Below are 14,825 nucleotides of genomic sequence, written 5' to 3' on the forward strand. Positions count from 1 at the left end.
TGTTAATAAATTAAACCACATTATAGTGAATTAAAGAGGGAAATACTATCTTTGCTTTTTGCCCTGGTTGCTTTTATCAGCTTACTATAAGAGGTTGTAAATAAAGATTGGTTTACCAATATAATTTTAAATCATGATTTATAGAGGAGAAATCAAGATAAGGAGGGTGTTATTGATTTAAATTAATAAAGAGACAGCTAATGTTATAATAATTTTTACATCTGTTTTATACATCTGTTGATTCTGGTTAGAATTTTTTTTTGCTGTCAGGTGGAAATAGGGTGCATTTTCAAGTGGGTGTAGTAAGGATGTATGATTTTTTTTGAATCCTTTGTTTATAGGGATTTGAGAAGATGATGTATGTACGATGTATGTTATTATTGTGCATTTTTTATCACTTTTTTTTAACCTTGTGAAAAATAAGATAGATATGTATATAAGAAAAGTGAATCGCTGATCTCTTTGTGAGATTCCAGACATCCGGAACCAATAATAAGGTTGAATCATTTCTTTAAAGCAAAAAAGAAAAAAATTGAATTTATTACCGGTAGCAGGTGAAAACGGGAGACAACATATATTTTGATGTGATTCTCAATCTTGTTATTCGTGTAAATAAAAACAGAGAAAAGATAACATTCAAAAAAGGAGTAATTATACTTTACAGAACAGTAAATTATGATGGATAGGAAACTTTTGCCTTGTTTCTTGTTTTCTGAATTGGAGAATATTAATCTGATGTACTTATCATAATAATTTTATTTGGTCATGATAAGTATTTTTTTATCTTTAATCAATAACTCGTTATTATGTTTTTTTTAAAAAAAATAAATAAAATAATTTTATTTTCTTTCATAATATGTTATTCGCAACTATTTTCACAACGATATACAGAAAGGAATATTGATACTTTACTGATAAAAACAAATGAAGTACTCCGGACAAGAATATCTGACGATGATCTTATCCGTTGGAACAAAGGAATTATAAAGGAAGCAATCCGGATTGGCTACCGCGAAGGAGAAGCAATGGGATATGCCAATATTGCCAACCGATATGTATTTGGGGGTAATTTAAAGAAAGGGTTAGAATATTTAAACAAGGCTGAAGATATATCCGGGAAAAGCAATGATAATTTTCTTTTCGGTAAAATTAATCAGGAGTATGCCCAGGTTTATAGTAAAATGGATGTGAGTAAGCTGGCTTTGGAATACAATTCAAAAGCTGTGAATTATGCTTTGAAGCTGAGAAAAGATAACCGTGACTGCCGTCTGTTTTTACACTATGCCTATTCAACCAGATCTTTTTACATGTACAATGTTGACCGGCCTGACTCTGCTCTTATTTACCTGCATAAAGCTATAAAAATAGAAGCAAATCCTCTCGATATATCTAATGTTGCAAGGTACTTTACCATATTTGAGGTGAAACCTGATTCTGCCAGGTATTACTTTCAAAAGGCTTTTATGCTTTTAGAAACCAGGAATTTTAAACATGACAAATTCCAGAGAGCTGTTGTTTTACAGAATTATGGAATATTTCTGAACAGTCAGGGAAAAAGCAGTGAGGCTATCAACGCAATTAAGGAGTCAATTGAATTGGCTAAGCAGGTCAACAGACCTAAACTTCTTCTTAACAATTATAAGGAACTGTCTGGACTTTATAAAAATGAAGGAGATGCTGAAAAAGAAAATGAATATCTGAAAAAGGCAATTTCATTGCAGGACAGCCTTAATGCCAACCAGAATCAGGCTGTAAACCTCTCCATCAACAGACTGAATAAAGATAGAGAAAACGAAAAAGTTCAGTTTAAAAAACAAAATAATACCACGCTGTGGTATAGTGGTATCGCAATGCTGTTGGTTACTTTAATCACCGTTTACTTTTATTTACATGTAAGAAAAAAGAAAAAAAAGCTGGCGGAAAGTCAACAAATAATTTTTGAAATAGGGGAAGAAACAAAAGACCTGAAAAGAAAACTCAGTGAAAATTATGAGAATATCATTCAGCTTGCCAGAGAAAAAAAAGCTGATTTTTTTCCTAAATTCCAGGAAGCCTATCCGGAATTATTCAGGGAGTTGCTGAAAATAAATCCTAATCTTTCCAAATCGGATTTAACTTTTTGTGCCATGATATGGCTTGGCTTTTCGTCAAAGGAAATTGCTCAGAGTGTCTCTATGGAGCACAGATCTGTACAGACAAAAAAGTACAGAATACGGAAAAAACTGAATCTGGAAAGCGAGACAAATCTGTATCTTTTTTTCAGATCTATATTGGAGCCATAGCAGGTTTGAAAAGAATATCCATGTATCGGCTAATTTGAATAGATAATACAGAACCGGAACAAATCTTTTTGTTTCGGTTTCTTTGTTAATTTTTATCCTGAAAAGCTATAGAACATCAGAATTTATGATCTGAATTTTATAATCCGTAGTTTTTAGCTAAGGTTTTATATACATCATATGTGCATTTTCATTTGTTTATAAAATACATGATTTTAAAAAATGCCAATGTATTACATCCATTATAGTGAATTAAATAATAAAATATGATGTTTTCTTTTGTTGTTGCTGTAAAAAATATTGACTATACATAATGAGTTTATAATTGCTGTTTTGGATAATAAATGAAGGAATGCATGTCAGTTGGGGCTATCCATTTTCCTGTATTTCAATACAATAATTTTAACGATAAGAATCATTAATCCAAAAATTGGTTTTGAACCTATTACATAATGGATCGATTAGTAATTCGCCTTATTGTGTGTTTTCAAAAAACAAAAAAAGGCACTATGTGTGAGTAGTTTTTGTGGGTATACCTACAAAGTGGCGTATATATGTTGTAGGGTATTATTATGCTTCTCTCTGTTTTTTTCTTAATCTTGGTAAAAAATAGAAAATGTACTTCCCTATAAATTGCATACGATTATTTTGTAAAGAAGAGGGTGAGATTTCCGGCTTTGCAGTACAAGTACCGGCTGCAGAGAACTGCAAACAAAACTGTCATGAATAATTATAATCAAAGTTCTTCAGGTTATCCTCTGCACCATCCCACCTTACGGAAATTAGGTCTTGTCGGAGGTCTTTCCTGGCATTCAACGCTGGAATATTACATGTACCTGAACCAAACCATCAATGATTATTTCGGTAATAATACAAATCCTCCTCTTGTATTAGTAAATCTTGATCAGTATTCTATGCATCAGTTGCAAAAGTCGGATCATTGGGATATAATTGCAGCAATGCTGATTGAAGCCTGCGATCAATTATATAAAGCCGGAGCCACTGCAGCCATGTTTTGTGCTAATACACCCCATAAAGTGTATCATGAAGTGCAACGGCATAGCATGATTCCCATATTGCATATCGGAGATGCGATAGGTACTGCAGTCCGCAAGAAAGGGCTTCGTAAAGTTGGGCTTATTGGGACAGTATTTACCATGGAGGAACCATTTATTGAGAAAATCCTAAAAGATAAATATGATATTGATATAATGGTACCCGACCAAAAGAAAGACAGGGAAAAACTTCATACCATTATACAAAAAGAACTGTCTCTTGGTATTTTAAAGCCTGAAACAAAAAAATATATACTGGATCAGATTGTAATCCTGGAAACGATGGGTGCTGAAGGTATCATATTGGGATGTACAGAATTTCCGATTATTATCGGGGAAAATGATCTGGAGATTCCGGTATTCAACACCACATTGCTGCACGCCCAAATGGGAGTAGATTTTATTCTGAGAACTGATTTTTAACACTTGTTATAGTGCTTTAATTGTCTAATTTAATTTTAAATACTATGGAAAAAAAGACCTCATTATCCACCATGATACTGTTTATTGTGTTATTTTTGGCAAGTTTGTCCGCAAATCTGAAAGCACAAAAGGTAAATCCTGCTATTGATTTTTCCGGATATAAAAAGATTCAGGTGAAACCCAGTGAAGCTGATCCTTCGGTAAAGAACTGGGACAGTGCACATATTGTATTTTATGATAAGGCCATTAAGAATAATAAAGTACTGCTATGGCTCACAGGGACTAAAGGATCAACTGTTCATGTTCCCCAAAGTTTTTTAAAAACAGCATTGGAGCAGGGATATAGGGTTATAGCACTTTCTTTTATAAGTACCCCTGGAGTTTCGCAGGTGTGTAAAGGAGATTATTTGAATCAAAATATTGACTGTGCTGCAGAATTCCGTAGAAAACGTATTTATGGTGATAATACTTTCCTGCCTATTCCGGATCAGTATCAGGATGCCATAATACCTCGCCTGACAGAACTTTTACAGTATTTGTCAAAAAATGATAAAGAGGGTGTATGGTCTCAGTATCTTGATCACAACACAGGTAAACCTGTCTGGAGCAAAATCGCTATAGCCGGTCAGTCTCAGGGGGGAGGAATGGCTGAATTTATTGCCCAGCATGAGTCTGTAGCCAGGATCATCAGCTTTTCAGGGGGGTGGGATTACAGTAATTCCAAAACGAAAAAAATCGCAGGGTGGTACTCCCAAAAATTAGTAACATCACCTCAAAATGTTTTTGCAACTTATCATGTAAAAGAGGTTGCTTCAACAGAGCTAGCGGAAATTTGTAAAACACTCCATATCCCAGCAGAGAATGTTTTTGCATTAGATCAGCCTATTGTTCAAAACACAAATATGCGTACTCCTCCTAATCCCTATCATGTGGAAGGAATTAAAAATCCTGTGTATCAACCTATCTGGATAAAAATGCTTGGTTCGGGGCTATGATTTCTAAAAGATCATTTGCTATGATTTAAAGCTATAAGTTTAGATATGATAAAAACTCTTCCTGCTGGAAGAGTTTTTTTATTTAAAGACATAGAATATTAAACTTTCATTGTCTGACGATTCAAGGAAAATTACATACTTGAGTGTTGAAAATATTATTGTAATTATACTGGAGTAAATGTTTAAGTATTACTATTTTATGAAAATTGATTCATGAATTATGAGGAATGGTTTTAATTTGTATATTTGGTTTTATTTAGAATAAATAAAAATATAATTTAAAGAAATCATTAATGAATACAATTTTGTCCATCTAATCCACATTTTCATTAAAAACTATGAAACTACAAAACAAAAGAATCCTTACTCTGGATGTAATAAAAGGTATAAGTGTCATCGGAATGATCATTATACATACCTTATTGGTGTATGCCAATGTAAAATCACAATATGAAACAGCTGTCGGCAGTTTTATTGTTTTTCTTGGAAGGGGAACTTCTATTTTCCTGATCTGTATGGGAATTACTTTCATGACTTCCAGTCATCAAAGTCTTAAAAGTGCTTTAAAACGGGGTGCTTTACTAATATTTGCAGGGTTGTTCATGAACTTTATGAAGTTTATGATTCCTGTCATTTTTAATTTTGCTCCCGATAATTTTATCCAAAAATATGGCTGGGGCGCACCTATAGAACAGCAGTATGTATATCTGGTACAGCTGGGTGATATTTTACAGCTGGCTGGGATGTCTTTATTATTTGTTGGATTTATCAGGGCGTATGTGAAAAATAAATATATCATTCTGGCAATAGGTTTATTCGTTGCGCTGGTATCCAGGGAAGTAAGCGGAATTAACCTGGATTATCCTGTGATCAATTATGTTCTGGATCTCCTTTTCAATACCGATTATCCGGCATATGTCTATTTCCCTGTTTTTCCATGGATGGCCTTTATCATCATCGGAATGTTTTTCGGGAAATGGTTTCAGGAGCTGAACTACAATACCCAACAGATATTTAGAAATATGCTGTATGCCGGACTGTTATTTATTGCCATAGGAGCACCGCTGGTCTTTCTGTATGGTGATTATCATTACAATGGTTTTTATCATATGGGCCCCGGAGGTGTTCTTTATTTTGCAGGCTGGACACTACTGTTTTTATGGCTGATTAATACGTTTATGGCAAACGCCAAAGAAAATGGTTTTATACGTGTTCTCAAATATTGCAGTAAAAACCTGACCTCAATGTACATGATTCAATGGATATTAATCTCGTGGGGAAAAGGAATTTTCGGATATCGGCAACATGAAATTGGATACGTGTGTATGCTGATCCCGTTGTATATTATTCTCACTTTTTCAGTACAGACTATGGTGGATGTCATAAGAAAGAAAAAAACGTTAATTGACTTCATACTGATATCACCTGATGAAACAGTTTTAAAATAATAATTCCATCCTCTTTAAAATTCATAAAAACCACGGTAAAAATTACCGTGGTTTTGTTTTGTAATCAGCTAAGAATTTCCACTTCTTCCGGTACAACAAAAAGAATGGTACAGCCATGTTCAGATTTCACGGAATGTTTGAAATCAGGCGGAGTATATAGATAATCTCCTTTTTCAAGCCGGGCTCCTGCAATAGTTGCATCACCTTCCAGTATAAATAATTCCTCTCCTGCAGGATGGTTATGATAAGGATAGCTGGCTCCTGGTTCAAATTTTAAAAGAATACTGGTAGAACGTTTTTTTTCAGGATCAAATTTTAAGGATTTTACAAAAATACCTTGATAATGAATTCCTTTTTCAATCAAAGGCTGCCATTCTTTCTGTTCTGTTTTTACGATGTAATCGTGGATGTTGGTGTTCATGTAATATAAATTTTAATTGTTATTGATGTAAGAAATGATCAAAACTCCATTTATAATGGGAAAATGTACTCAGAAGAAATGCCCCTGCACTGAATGCGAAGACTGAATAGTCCAGAGGTTCTTTAATTCCAAAAGAAATGCTCATGGCTATGGCAAAAAATAAAGTGAGCACAGAGGCGTACCTTGCTGTTCTTTTTATCTGAAAACCCAGAAGAAGCATAAAGCCTATTGAAACTTCAGCTGCCGTTGAAAATAGGGCAATAGAAGGTGCCCACGATGGTGGTAAAAATGAATTGGTTTCAGCGGTATAATGAACAAAATTTTTCCAGCCTGAAGATTGAGCCCCCCAAAGATTCAGCCTGCTTGCTACTGCTGATAAAAATCCGGCAGCCAGAGCAATTCTTAATAAAAAAACGGCGGTATCCTGTTGCGTTTTCATACGTATAATTTTTAGGTTTTAATTACAGTACAAAGTTCAGCGAAAGCCGCCGCCTAAAGAATAGACAATTCCGGGAAAAGCATGTAATATTGAAGAAGGAAGCTGAAAGTTTTTAAATTTCCTTTACCACTTTCTGATACTCTTTGGGAGACTGTGAAGTATGTTTTTTAAAGAAATTTGAAAAATAGAAAGGATCATTGAAGCCAAGTTGGTAGGCAATTTCCTTTACAGTCAGCTTTTCATATAATAAAAGTCTCTTAGCTTCAGAAATAATGAGGCTGTAGATCACATTCTGGGCCGTTTTGTTGGTATGAAGTTTTGAAACCTCATTCAGTTTGGCTTCAGTGGTTCCGAGAAGATCAGCAAAATGAGAGACCTGATAATTATTTTTAAAATTTGCCCTTACAGTTTCAAGGAACTTTAAAAATAAAGCATCGGGTTTCCATATTTCATCGCCGTGGGCAATTTTACTGCGGTTGATTTCTACCAGAAGCAATTCCACCAGAGAATGTGTAGAGATCAGATACTGGTAAGGCTGTTGCTGAATTTCTTTTTCAATAGTGTTCAATGTTTCAGAGAAAAATTCAGGGTGCTGTACAGTGATCATTTCATTCATTCCAAAATGACAGAAGAGACCATTGTGGAAGATAAGTTCAATATCACTATCACTTTTACAGAAAAAATCCAGCGTAAATTCCAATGCAGTCAATTCTCCTTCCACTGATTTTAACTGATGGAATTGTCCTGAAGTAATGGTTACAACCTGACCGGTTTTCATCATAAAAATATTTTCGTCAATCAGAATTTCTGCATTTCCGGACTGGCACCAGAATAAGGTGTATCTGATGACCCGTCGCGGTTCAGGATATCCTGCATGGTTGGAGTATTTTCTTATTTTAATCATTTCAGATCTGTTAAAAGGTGAATATCAAATTGATGTAACTGGATGGAACAAAACGGATATTGTAGAAATCCTTTTGATGAAGCTACAACTGTAATTATAGGTATACAGCTCACTCATAATGCTAGCTATAATGATATAATGATGTATAGAAATAATGAGTAAAAAATAAAACACCTGTAAATTCAGGTGTTTTATTTTTTTTATTCTAAAGAATTGTTATACTTCCTTTTATTGTCCTCAATCATTTTTCTATACTCCGGGTTATTAATTTTACCTTGATACGGGTCATTCATATATTCTTTTCTCTTTGTAATAAATTGATCTTTGGATACAATTAACCCTTTTTTTTGCTCAATGGGTAAACTCGTTTTATTTATTGATATAAGTTCAAAACCTATATAATTATTCAACTCATTGATCTTTAATATTAATCCAGGAAGTCCTCTAAATTTGTATGGACCATCACTTATTGGAATATCATAAGTAAACCAAGCTATAAACTTTTTTCCTCCTACACTTACAACTGCTTTATTACATTTATAGCCGCCAATAGTAGAAGTGCTTTTATTATCAATTTGCCAGTCAAGTTTATCAGGACTCTCATAGGTGTAATAATTTCTCCCTAAATAATTTGATATATAGGTTTTGTTTTCATCCTTATATACATTATGCTTTACCTTAGATTTCGGAAGAGAGCCGGGATCAACAATATTTCCGGTCTTCATTGCGTCTTCCAGTTTTTTCCCAAAACCATCCACTGCAGCCTTATAATTTTCACTATAATATATAGATTTTTTGCCATTAGTGAGTAATACCATAGGCTCATTAATTGTAGATAATTTATCCAAAGTATCTTGTACAAAATTATATTTATACTTTACTTCGATTTCCGAATAATCTTTTTTTTCTTGACCTTTCACATAGTTAAAACAAAGAAATAACAAAAAAATTCTAAAAAGTGGTTTCATAGGTACTCAAAATATTATAATTAAATAGGCTGTTAAAAGACAGCCTATTATTTTTTTCATTACGTCATTGGATTTTCATAACTGGAATGTCCACAATCTTGATTGTTATACATTTCCCATTCGTTGTAAAGGCAATCACTTGAATCAAATTCAGAATCAAAAACTGTTTGATAAGTAGTTCCACAAATAGTTTTGATAGTCACCAAATACCTTGTAAAGGCTGCAATTTGCTGTTTTTCCTTTTTTGACTCTAATTTGTTAGAAGTGCTTTCTTTAGCACAAACAAGTCCAGCAACCATAAATGCTGAAAGTAATAATACTTTTTTCATAATTATGTTTTTTAAATATTTAACAATTTAAATATAAAATTATTTTTTTAATCACCAAATATGGAAAACCGTAAGGATATTAAAAAGATTTTAAGTCTTGTTTAAAGCTCCTTTAAATACTCTTTGAAATAAAACTATTATCCAATAAAAATTCGGCGGGTATAGTAATATTTTTTATACTTTTGGTTTTGCCCATTATATTGAACAGATAAGTTTTAGTTTGATTTTTTATTATCAATTTCTTCTAAATGCTTTTTAACTGAATTGACATTTTCTTCTGTAAGCTTGCCATAGCCATGGTCTCTGATTTGGCTTAATTGTAATTTTGATATTTCATCTTGCTTATCTTTATTTTTCAATAAATGATCCCGCAACGAAATATAATCCTGGGCAGAGTATACTTCATCTTTTAAAAATTCTGAAATATTTTTATTTTCTCCGACACATCCCAAAGTATATTTCATCATTAAAGGATTGTTATAATAGAAAGTATAGATATCTAAGAATCTTTTATCATTTCTTTTAAATAGCTCCTTGGCGGAATAAACCCTTAACGCATTGCTGCCATTCATCGCATAGTAATAGAGCTCATCATTACTTGCTGTTTTAGCAATTTTTTTAAATTGATTATAAATCTTACTTTCTTCACCTCCATAACCAATATGGGAGGACTCAGCATAAGAAAGAGTACTTAAAGGCTGTGCCAGTTTTTTTACTGTATCAGAAACCTGGGCATTATATCCTGTGTAAATAAAAGTGATTAAAAATCCATAAAAATATTTATTCTTCATTATTTATAAATAATATCTAAAGTTAATAAAATAACTGAAGATATATTATTACAGTATATTTCTCAACGAAAACCTTCCGGATCTTGCAGGACGGGAAGTTGGTTTCTGAGTTAATAATTAAAAAATAAAAATGTAGCTACAATTATTTATAAGAATATTCAATATTGCTCCATAAAACCTGATCTCCTGTTTTGATCATTTCAGAAGGTTTGGAGAATATATTACCGAAAATATTTTCGTATTGAGTTGTTCCAAAATGAGAACTTTTGGTAATTAATAGTGCGTCCTGGTCATCTCGGGGAACTTTTTTAACGTATCTGTACGTTCTTTTTAAGGTGAATGAAGAAGTGTCTTTATGGAAATCACCAATGTAAGTTGGTTTATTATTGTTGTTCTCTTTGATCAGTACAGAATCATTCGCGATGGTAAAACTGTAAGCAAAATCTGTAGATGAGGTTTCTGAGAATAACCTGATCGTTTTGTTTTTAAGATCAAGATTTATTTTTTCCCATGCAGGTTCCTGGTATAGGCTCCAGTAATCGGTAAGGTAAGATTCATCCGGAGTAGATTTTTCTCCTTTTGATCCTTTGTACAAAACCGTATTTTTTACAGTATAACTTTTAAATTGAAACGAGTAAACATTTTTATCAACAGGTCTCGGATCATCAATTATATTGTCGTTGTTTTCACACGATATTAATGACAATGCCATTATCAGGGCATAAAAAGAGTATTTCATGGTATATTTTATAAAAAGAAGTTTCACACCTATTTGTGAAACATATTAGAGTGGGAGTTATATCGATCAGGAATGAAAAGGCGAAAAGGTAAACGCGTATTTACCTTTTCGCTTTTTGACTTAATTTATTTCCCAAAATATATCTGATCCTGCTTCTGTTGTTCATTATAAATGATCTGGAAGCTGACAGGCATATATTGGTAAAGAAGTTTCCAATGTTGGATCTTTGCGTGTTTCTTGAAGCTTTCGAAAGATCTTACAAACAGGTTTTCAATCATGGTTCTTACATAAGAATTCCCGTTTCTGTAGATCCAGTCCATCAACTTGATGTGATGGGCAATGATATTGATCTTCGATTCCTGCAGCAGGTGCTTCAGATAATTCACGGTAGCCTGCATGATCCCTGCGAAATTGTCCTGTACAGACAGCTGGGTGATTTCATTGCGAAGTGGCGGATAGAAAAATTTTAAGTATTCAACAGCTATTTTTTGATTAATAGTTTGCATTTGTACTTTCATCATAATTAAGAATTTTTCAAACACTTTATATTGCAGCGAAATGTATACCAAAATTTAAAGACAGGCAGCAAAAATAAATACTCCGACGATCACAGCGATGTGAGTGAGTAATATTTCTGCATTGTGCCTGTTAGTAGTGGTTTTCCAGGTTTTCCAGTCTGAAATTCTTCTGATTTTATTTTTCATAATCTATTGATTGTGAGTTATTTTTATTTTTGTTTAATTTAAACACTTTGTAATGAAACGGATAAAAAATGTAACAAAACGGTTATATGCCGTGAGTGTAAATTTGTCTTGAATATACTTTCTGAAGGTTGGCAGAAATATGACTAAAAATCACTTTTCTGTATTCCTCAGTGCAGAAAGCAGTACAATTGTCCAGAGAATAGATAAAGGTTGTCTCAATTGCATTCTTTAATACTGTATCTCCGTCAGTGTAAATTTTGTCCATTTTCTGTAAACTCCTGAACAGCAGATTTCTGTCATTCTGTCTGATCATATTTTTAATACGTTCCGTAAAAGTGCGGATAATGCTGTATGAGTTTTGAATTTTGATTTCCTGTACATCTTTTTCAAAGTCGGGAACCACGTCGGTGATTTCCTTTACGGCTTGTAAATAGTTCATCGTATTATATTTTAATGGTGATAGTGTTCTAGCATTTTGATGAAGGCACCAAAAATGAAAATGGTTAAAAAAGCAAAAAAGAGCATATGATAAGGCTTCAGCCATTTTGGAGTTGCAGGTCCTTTGCTTTTTAACCTTCTGAGCTTGTCGATTCTGTTTAAAGTCTTTAAGTCCATTTTTCTATGTTTTCAAATCATGATGCCAATGATATTCCGTTGAAAATGGAATGTATTTAATGTGTTGGTAATTAGTAAATTACGATTTTGTAGGCGAGTTTTTTAAACAAAAAAGCCTGTCAAAATGATAAGGTTTTTATCAAAATGGGAGAAAAAACAAATGACTTGCCTTAAAACTCACCACAAAGTCACAAAAGAGTTAAACTGTTAAATTATTTAAGGTCATCGGCTTTATAGCTAAGAAGTACTCAGAAGTTTTGAAAATCTAAGATTTTCACCTTTAGTGAACTTTTTTAGTGTGTATCATTACGCTTCTAAAATGGGCTAAAGGATTTAAAATAAGAACTTTTGTGCCTTTTGTGGTTAAAAATCAAGTTTATGTTATCCCAAAATCAATATTCTTTTTAAGTTTCGCAGTAAGGATAAGAATGAATATCTTTGCAGTCCAAATATTCAGAAAATGTTTTCAAAAATAATAGTACACAGAGTCGGAAATAAGATCAACGGAGATTCGCTGACACTTTCCCAGGAGGAATTGAAGCTGGAAGAAGGAATGGCAGAAATGCTTGAAGACTACTTTTTAGGTTCTTTTAAATCGGAAGAAACCTTCCATTTTTACAGTGACACCTATCTGGTGAATAATCCGGTGTACAGTGCCGTATCTGAAATTTTTGATGATAAATCCAAGTTTATCTGGGAATCTGAGAATATTGCCAAACATCTTTTCGAAGCGGCAGAAAATCCGAGAGTTCAGAGTGGAGAGCTTTTTATCGTACTTTTTGAAGATGAAAGCGACCGTCCGGACAGAGTGGATAAAATCGGGATTTTTAAAACGGAGAAGAGAGAATCTTTCCTGAAAATCAATCCTGCAGAAGAAACATTTGATATTGAAAAAGATCAGGGAATCGGTTTGTCTAAAATTGATAAGGCTGCTTTGATTTACAACAACAATAAAGAAACAGGGTATGTACTTTCCGTAGTTGACAACAACAAAAACGGGGATATGTATTACTGGTTTGAAGATTTCCTGAAAGTAAAACAGCGTGATGATGAATATTTCCACACGCAGGAAGCTTTGATGGTATATAAAGATTATATCACCAAACAGCTTCCCCAGGAATTTGAAGTTTCCAAAGCAGACCAGGCAGATTTCCTGAACAAGTCTATCAATTTCTTCAAAGAAAAAGAAGAATTCAAGCTGGATGAATTTGCCAGTGAAGTCTTGGGAGATGAGCATGTGATTGAAAGTTTCGTGAACTTTAAAACAGACTACGAACAGGACATGCAGGTGAATATTGCTGAAGAGTTCCCGATCAGTGAAGCGGCGGTAAAAAAGACTCAGAGACACTTTAAAAGTATTATTAAATTAGATAAAAACTTCCATATCTACATCCACGGAGACCGACAGAAAATTGAAATGGGTGAGGATGATAAAGGAAAATATTACAGACTTTATTTCGAAAAAGAGGTATAAAAAGAAGTCTCCGGTTCCATAATAATATCATAACTTTATTGCTGATTACAAAATAACAGCTATGAAATTGATGATCATTTTCTGGGGAGCTTTTCTCTTCTTTTTCTGTGTTCCTTTTCCAATTTTCATTTACATGATGACGGAGGAGCTGGCAACAGAACCGAGAAATTCATTAGCGGTGAGCTATGGGTATCTCGGTTTTTCTTTGTTAATATGGGGATATGTGATTATTTTCTTTATCAACAAGCTTTTCATTACAACTTTTAAAGAGAAAAATACGATCCGGTCCATTGTACAGAACGGAATTCCAAGAGAAGCGGGAATCATTGATTATAAACTCCTCAAATACATTCCTAAAAAAAACATGAATCTCATTCAGGTCGGGCTTTCATTTCCCAATCTCAGCAATACGGTGATAGAACATACAATGATGTTTCATGATTCCAGACCGCAGGAGAGAAGATTTGATGTAGGAAACAAAATCAAGGTACTGCTGAATCCTAAGGTATCACAGGAACCCTATTTTATTTTAAGTGATCAGAAAGTAGGATTCAATACATCAGGAATGATTTTACGAATCGTATTTCTTGTATTATTGATTGCTTATGTTATTGGCTTATACTCTTATTTCTATTGGAGAGAATCTTTTGATTTCGGCTGGAGGTTTCTGACATTCATGCACCCGATTATTTTCAGCGGGGTGATGACCATTATTTATGTCCTGGTTTTTCAGCTTATTTTCGGGAAGTTTTTAAAAAATACAAAAGAAGAACGTATTCTTTTTTCAGGAAGAAATGCTGAAGCCAATATTATCAGTGTAAGCCAGACAGGCCTTACAGTGAACGATCAGCCACAAATCATGTTTCAGGTAAGTTTTAAAGATTTCAGAGGGACTGAACATATTGCTGTTTATAAGAAAATTGTGAGTCTTTTAAAGCTTTCTTCCATTCCTCAACAAGGAACTATTGAGATCATGTATGATGAGAATGATCCGAAGAAGATTATGATTCCCAGAGGGTTGTAGAGAGTAAAAGACAAAACAGCAAAAAGCAAAAACGCTAAATCTGATAATAATACATCAGAACAAATACATATTTTCAGACTTTAGATGTAAAGTTTCTGTTTGACATTGACTATTTAACATATAAAAAAATCTCCAAATGCATTTTTTTAATAAATGCATTTTGTTTAAGTAACAGGATAAAAATCAATTCAATTTTATACAGAAATTTTCAAGCAAA

16 protein-coding genes are annotated in these 14,825 nt (G+C 33.3%); 6 read left to right on the top strand and 10 right to left on the bottom strand.

From position 1 onward, the window contains the following. Positions 1-806: 806 nt before the first annotated feature. The 4 genes from JNG87_RS13165 (at position 807) to JNG87_RS13180 (ending at position 6,200) form a co-directional block, all read left to right on the top strand. Positions 807-2,282, top strand: a complete 1,476-nt coding sequence (locus JNG87_RS13165) for a LuxR C-terminal-related transcriptional regulator (RefSeq protein WP_202838823.1) — start codon at positions 807-809, stop codon at positions 2,280-2,282. Positions 2,283-3,001: 719 nt separating this feature from the next. Next, positions 3,002-3,757 carry an aspartate/glutamate racemase family protein gene (locus JNG87_RS13170; RefSeq protein ID WP_202838824.1) on the top strand — a complete coding sequence of 252 codons (756 nt, stop codon included), beginning with the start codon at positions 3,002-3,004 and terminating at the stop codon, positions 3,755-3,757. Positions 3,758-3,801: 44 nt separating this feature from the next. Further along, the gene (locus tag JNG87_RS13175) at positions 3,802-4,752 is read left to right on the top strand and encodes a BPSS1187 family protein (protein ID WP_202838825.1); all 951 of its coding nucleotides are present in this window, start codon (positions 3,802-3,804) and stop codon (positions 4,750-4,752) included. Positions 4,753-5,090: 338 nt separating this feature from the next. Next, entirely contained in the window at positions 5,091-6,200 is a 1,110-nt protein-coding gene (locus tag JNG87_RS13180) for a heparan-alpha-glucosaminide N-acetyltransferase domain-containing protein (protein WP_202838826.1), read from the top strand. A gap of 64 nt (positions 6,201-6,264) precedes the next feature. Here the strand turns inward: JNG87_RS13180 and JNG87_RS13185 are convergent, their stop codons facing one another. From JNG87_RS13185 to JNG87_RS13225, 10 genes are all read right to left on the bottom strand, one after another. After that, on the bottom strand, positions 6,265-6,621 hold the full coding sequence (locus JNG87_RS13185) for a cupin domain-containing protein (protein ID WP_202838827.1): 357 nt from the start codon (positions 6,619-6,621) through the stop codon (positions 6,265-6,267). A 19-nt stretch (positions 6,622-6,640) separates the two neighbouring features. Next, positions 6,641-7,060 carry a DoxX protein gene (locus tag JNG87_RS13190; protein ID WP_202838828.1) on the bottom strand — a complete coding sequence of 140 codons (420 nt, stop codon included), beginning with the start codon at positions 7,058-7,060 and terminating at the stop codon, positions 6,641-6,643. A 112-nt stretch (positions 7,061-7,172) separates the two neighbouring features. Beyond that, positions 7,173-7,964 (bottom strand): helix-turn-helix domain-containing protein, encoded by a 792-nt coding sequence (locus JNG87_RS13195; protein ID WP_202838829.1) that lies wholly within the window; start codon positions 7,962-7,964, stop codon positions 7,173-7,175. Between the two features lie 200 nt (positions 7,965-8,164). Next, positions 8,165-8,932 (bottom strand): GLPGLI family protein, encoded by a 768-nt coding sequence (locus JNG87_RS13200; RefSeq protein WP_202838830.1) that lies wholly within the window; start codon positions 8,930-8,932, stop codon positions 8,165-8,167. Between the two features lie 59 nt (positions 8,933-8,991). Continuing rightward, a complete protein-coding gene (locus tag JNG87_RS13205; RefSeq protein WP_114822606.1) occupies positions 8,992-9,261 on the bottom strand; it encodes a hypothetical protein in 270 nt (89 codons plus the stop codon). 215 nt (positions 9,262-9,476) lie between these two features. Further along, positions 9,477-10,052, bottom strand: a complete 576-nt coding sequence (locus JNG87_RS13210) for a hypothetical protein (RefSeq protein ID WP_202838831.1) — start codon at positions 10,050-10,052, stop codon at positions 9,477-9,479. A gap of 142 nt (positions 10,053-10,194) precedes the next feature. Further along, a complete protein-coding gene (locus JNG87_RS13215; RefSeq protein WP_202838832.1) occupies positions 10,195-10,791 on the bottom strand; it encodes a hypothetical protein in 597 nt (198 codons plus the stop codon). Positions 10,792-10,916: 125 nt separating this feature from the next. After that, a complete protein-coding gene (locus tag JNG87_RS13220; RefSeq protein WP_110011329.1) occupies positions 10,917-11,312 on the bottom strand; it encodes a hypothetical protein in 396 nt (131 codons plus the stop codon). A 51-nt stretch (positions 11,313-11,363) separates the two neighbouring features. Beyond that, positions 11,364-11,495 carry a hypothetical protein gene (locus JNG87_RS21730; RefSeq protein WP_262486817.1) on the bottom strand — a complete coding sequence of 44 codons (132 nt, stop codon included), beginning with the start codon at positions 11,493-11,495 and terminating at the stop codon, positions 11,364-11,366. Positions 11,496-11,577: 82 nt separating this feature from the next. Continuing rightward, complete coding sequence (locus tag JNG87_RS13225) at positions 11,578-11,934, bottom strand: hypothetical protein (protein ID WP_202838833.1); 357 nt, start codon at positions 11,932-11,934, stop codon at positions 11,578-11,580. A gap of 636 nt (positions 11,935-12,570) precedes the next feature. On the opposite strand from JNG87_RS13225, the gene JNG87_RS13230 reads away from it, so the two are divergent. Both JNG87_RS13230 and JNG87_RS13235 read left to right on the top strand, forming a co-directional pair. After that, complete coding sequence (locus tag JNG87_RS13230; RefSeq protein WP_137905808.1) at positions 12,571-13,584, top strand: nucleoid-associated protein; 1,014 nt, start codon at positions 12,571-12,573, stop codon at positions 13,582-13,584. A 61-nt stretch (positions 13,585-13,645) separates the two neighbouring features. After that, on the top strand, positions 13,646-14,608 hold the full coding sequence (locus JNG87_RS13235) for a hypothetical protein (RefSeq protein WP_202838834.1): 963 nt from the start codon (positions 13,646-13,648) through the stop codon (positions 14,606-14,608). Positions 14,609-14,825: the final 217 nt, after the last annotated feature.

This window comes from Chryseobacterium cucumeris (assembly GCF_016775705.1).
Classification (GTDB): domain Bacteria; phylum Bacteroidota; class Bacteroidia; order Flavobacteriales; family Weeksellaceae; genus Chryseobacterium; species Chryseobacterium cupriresistens.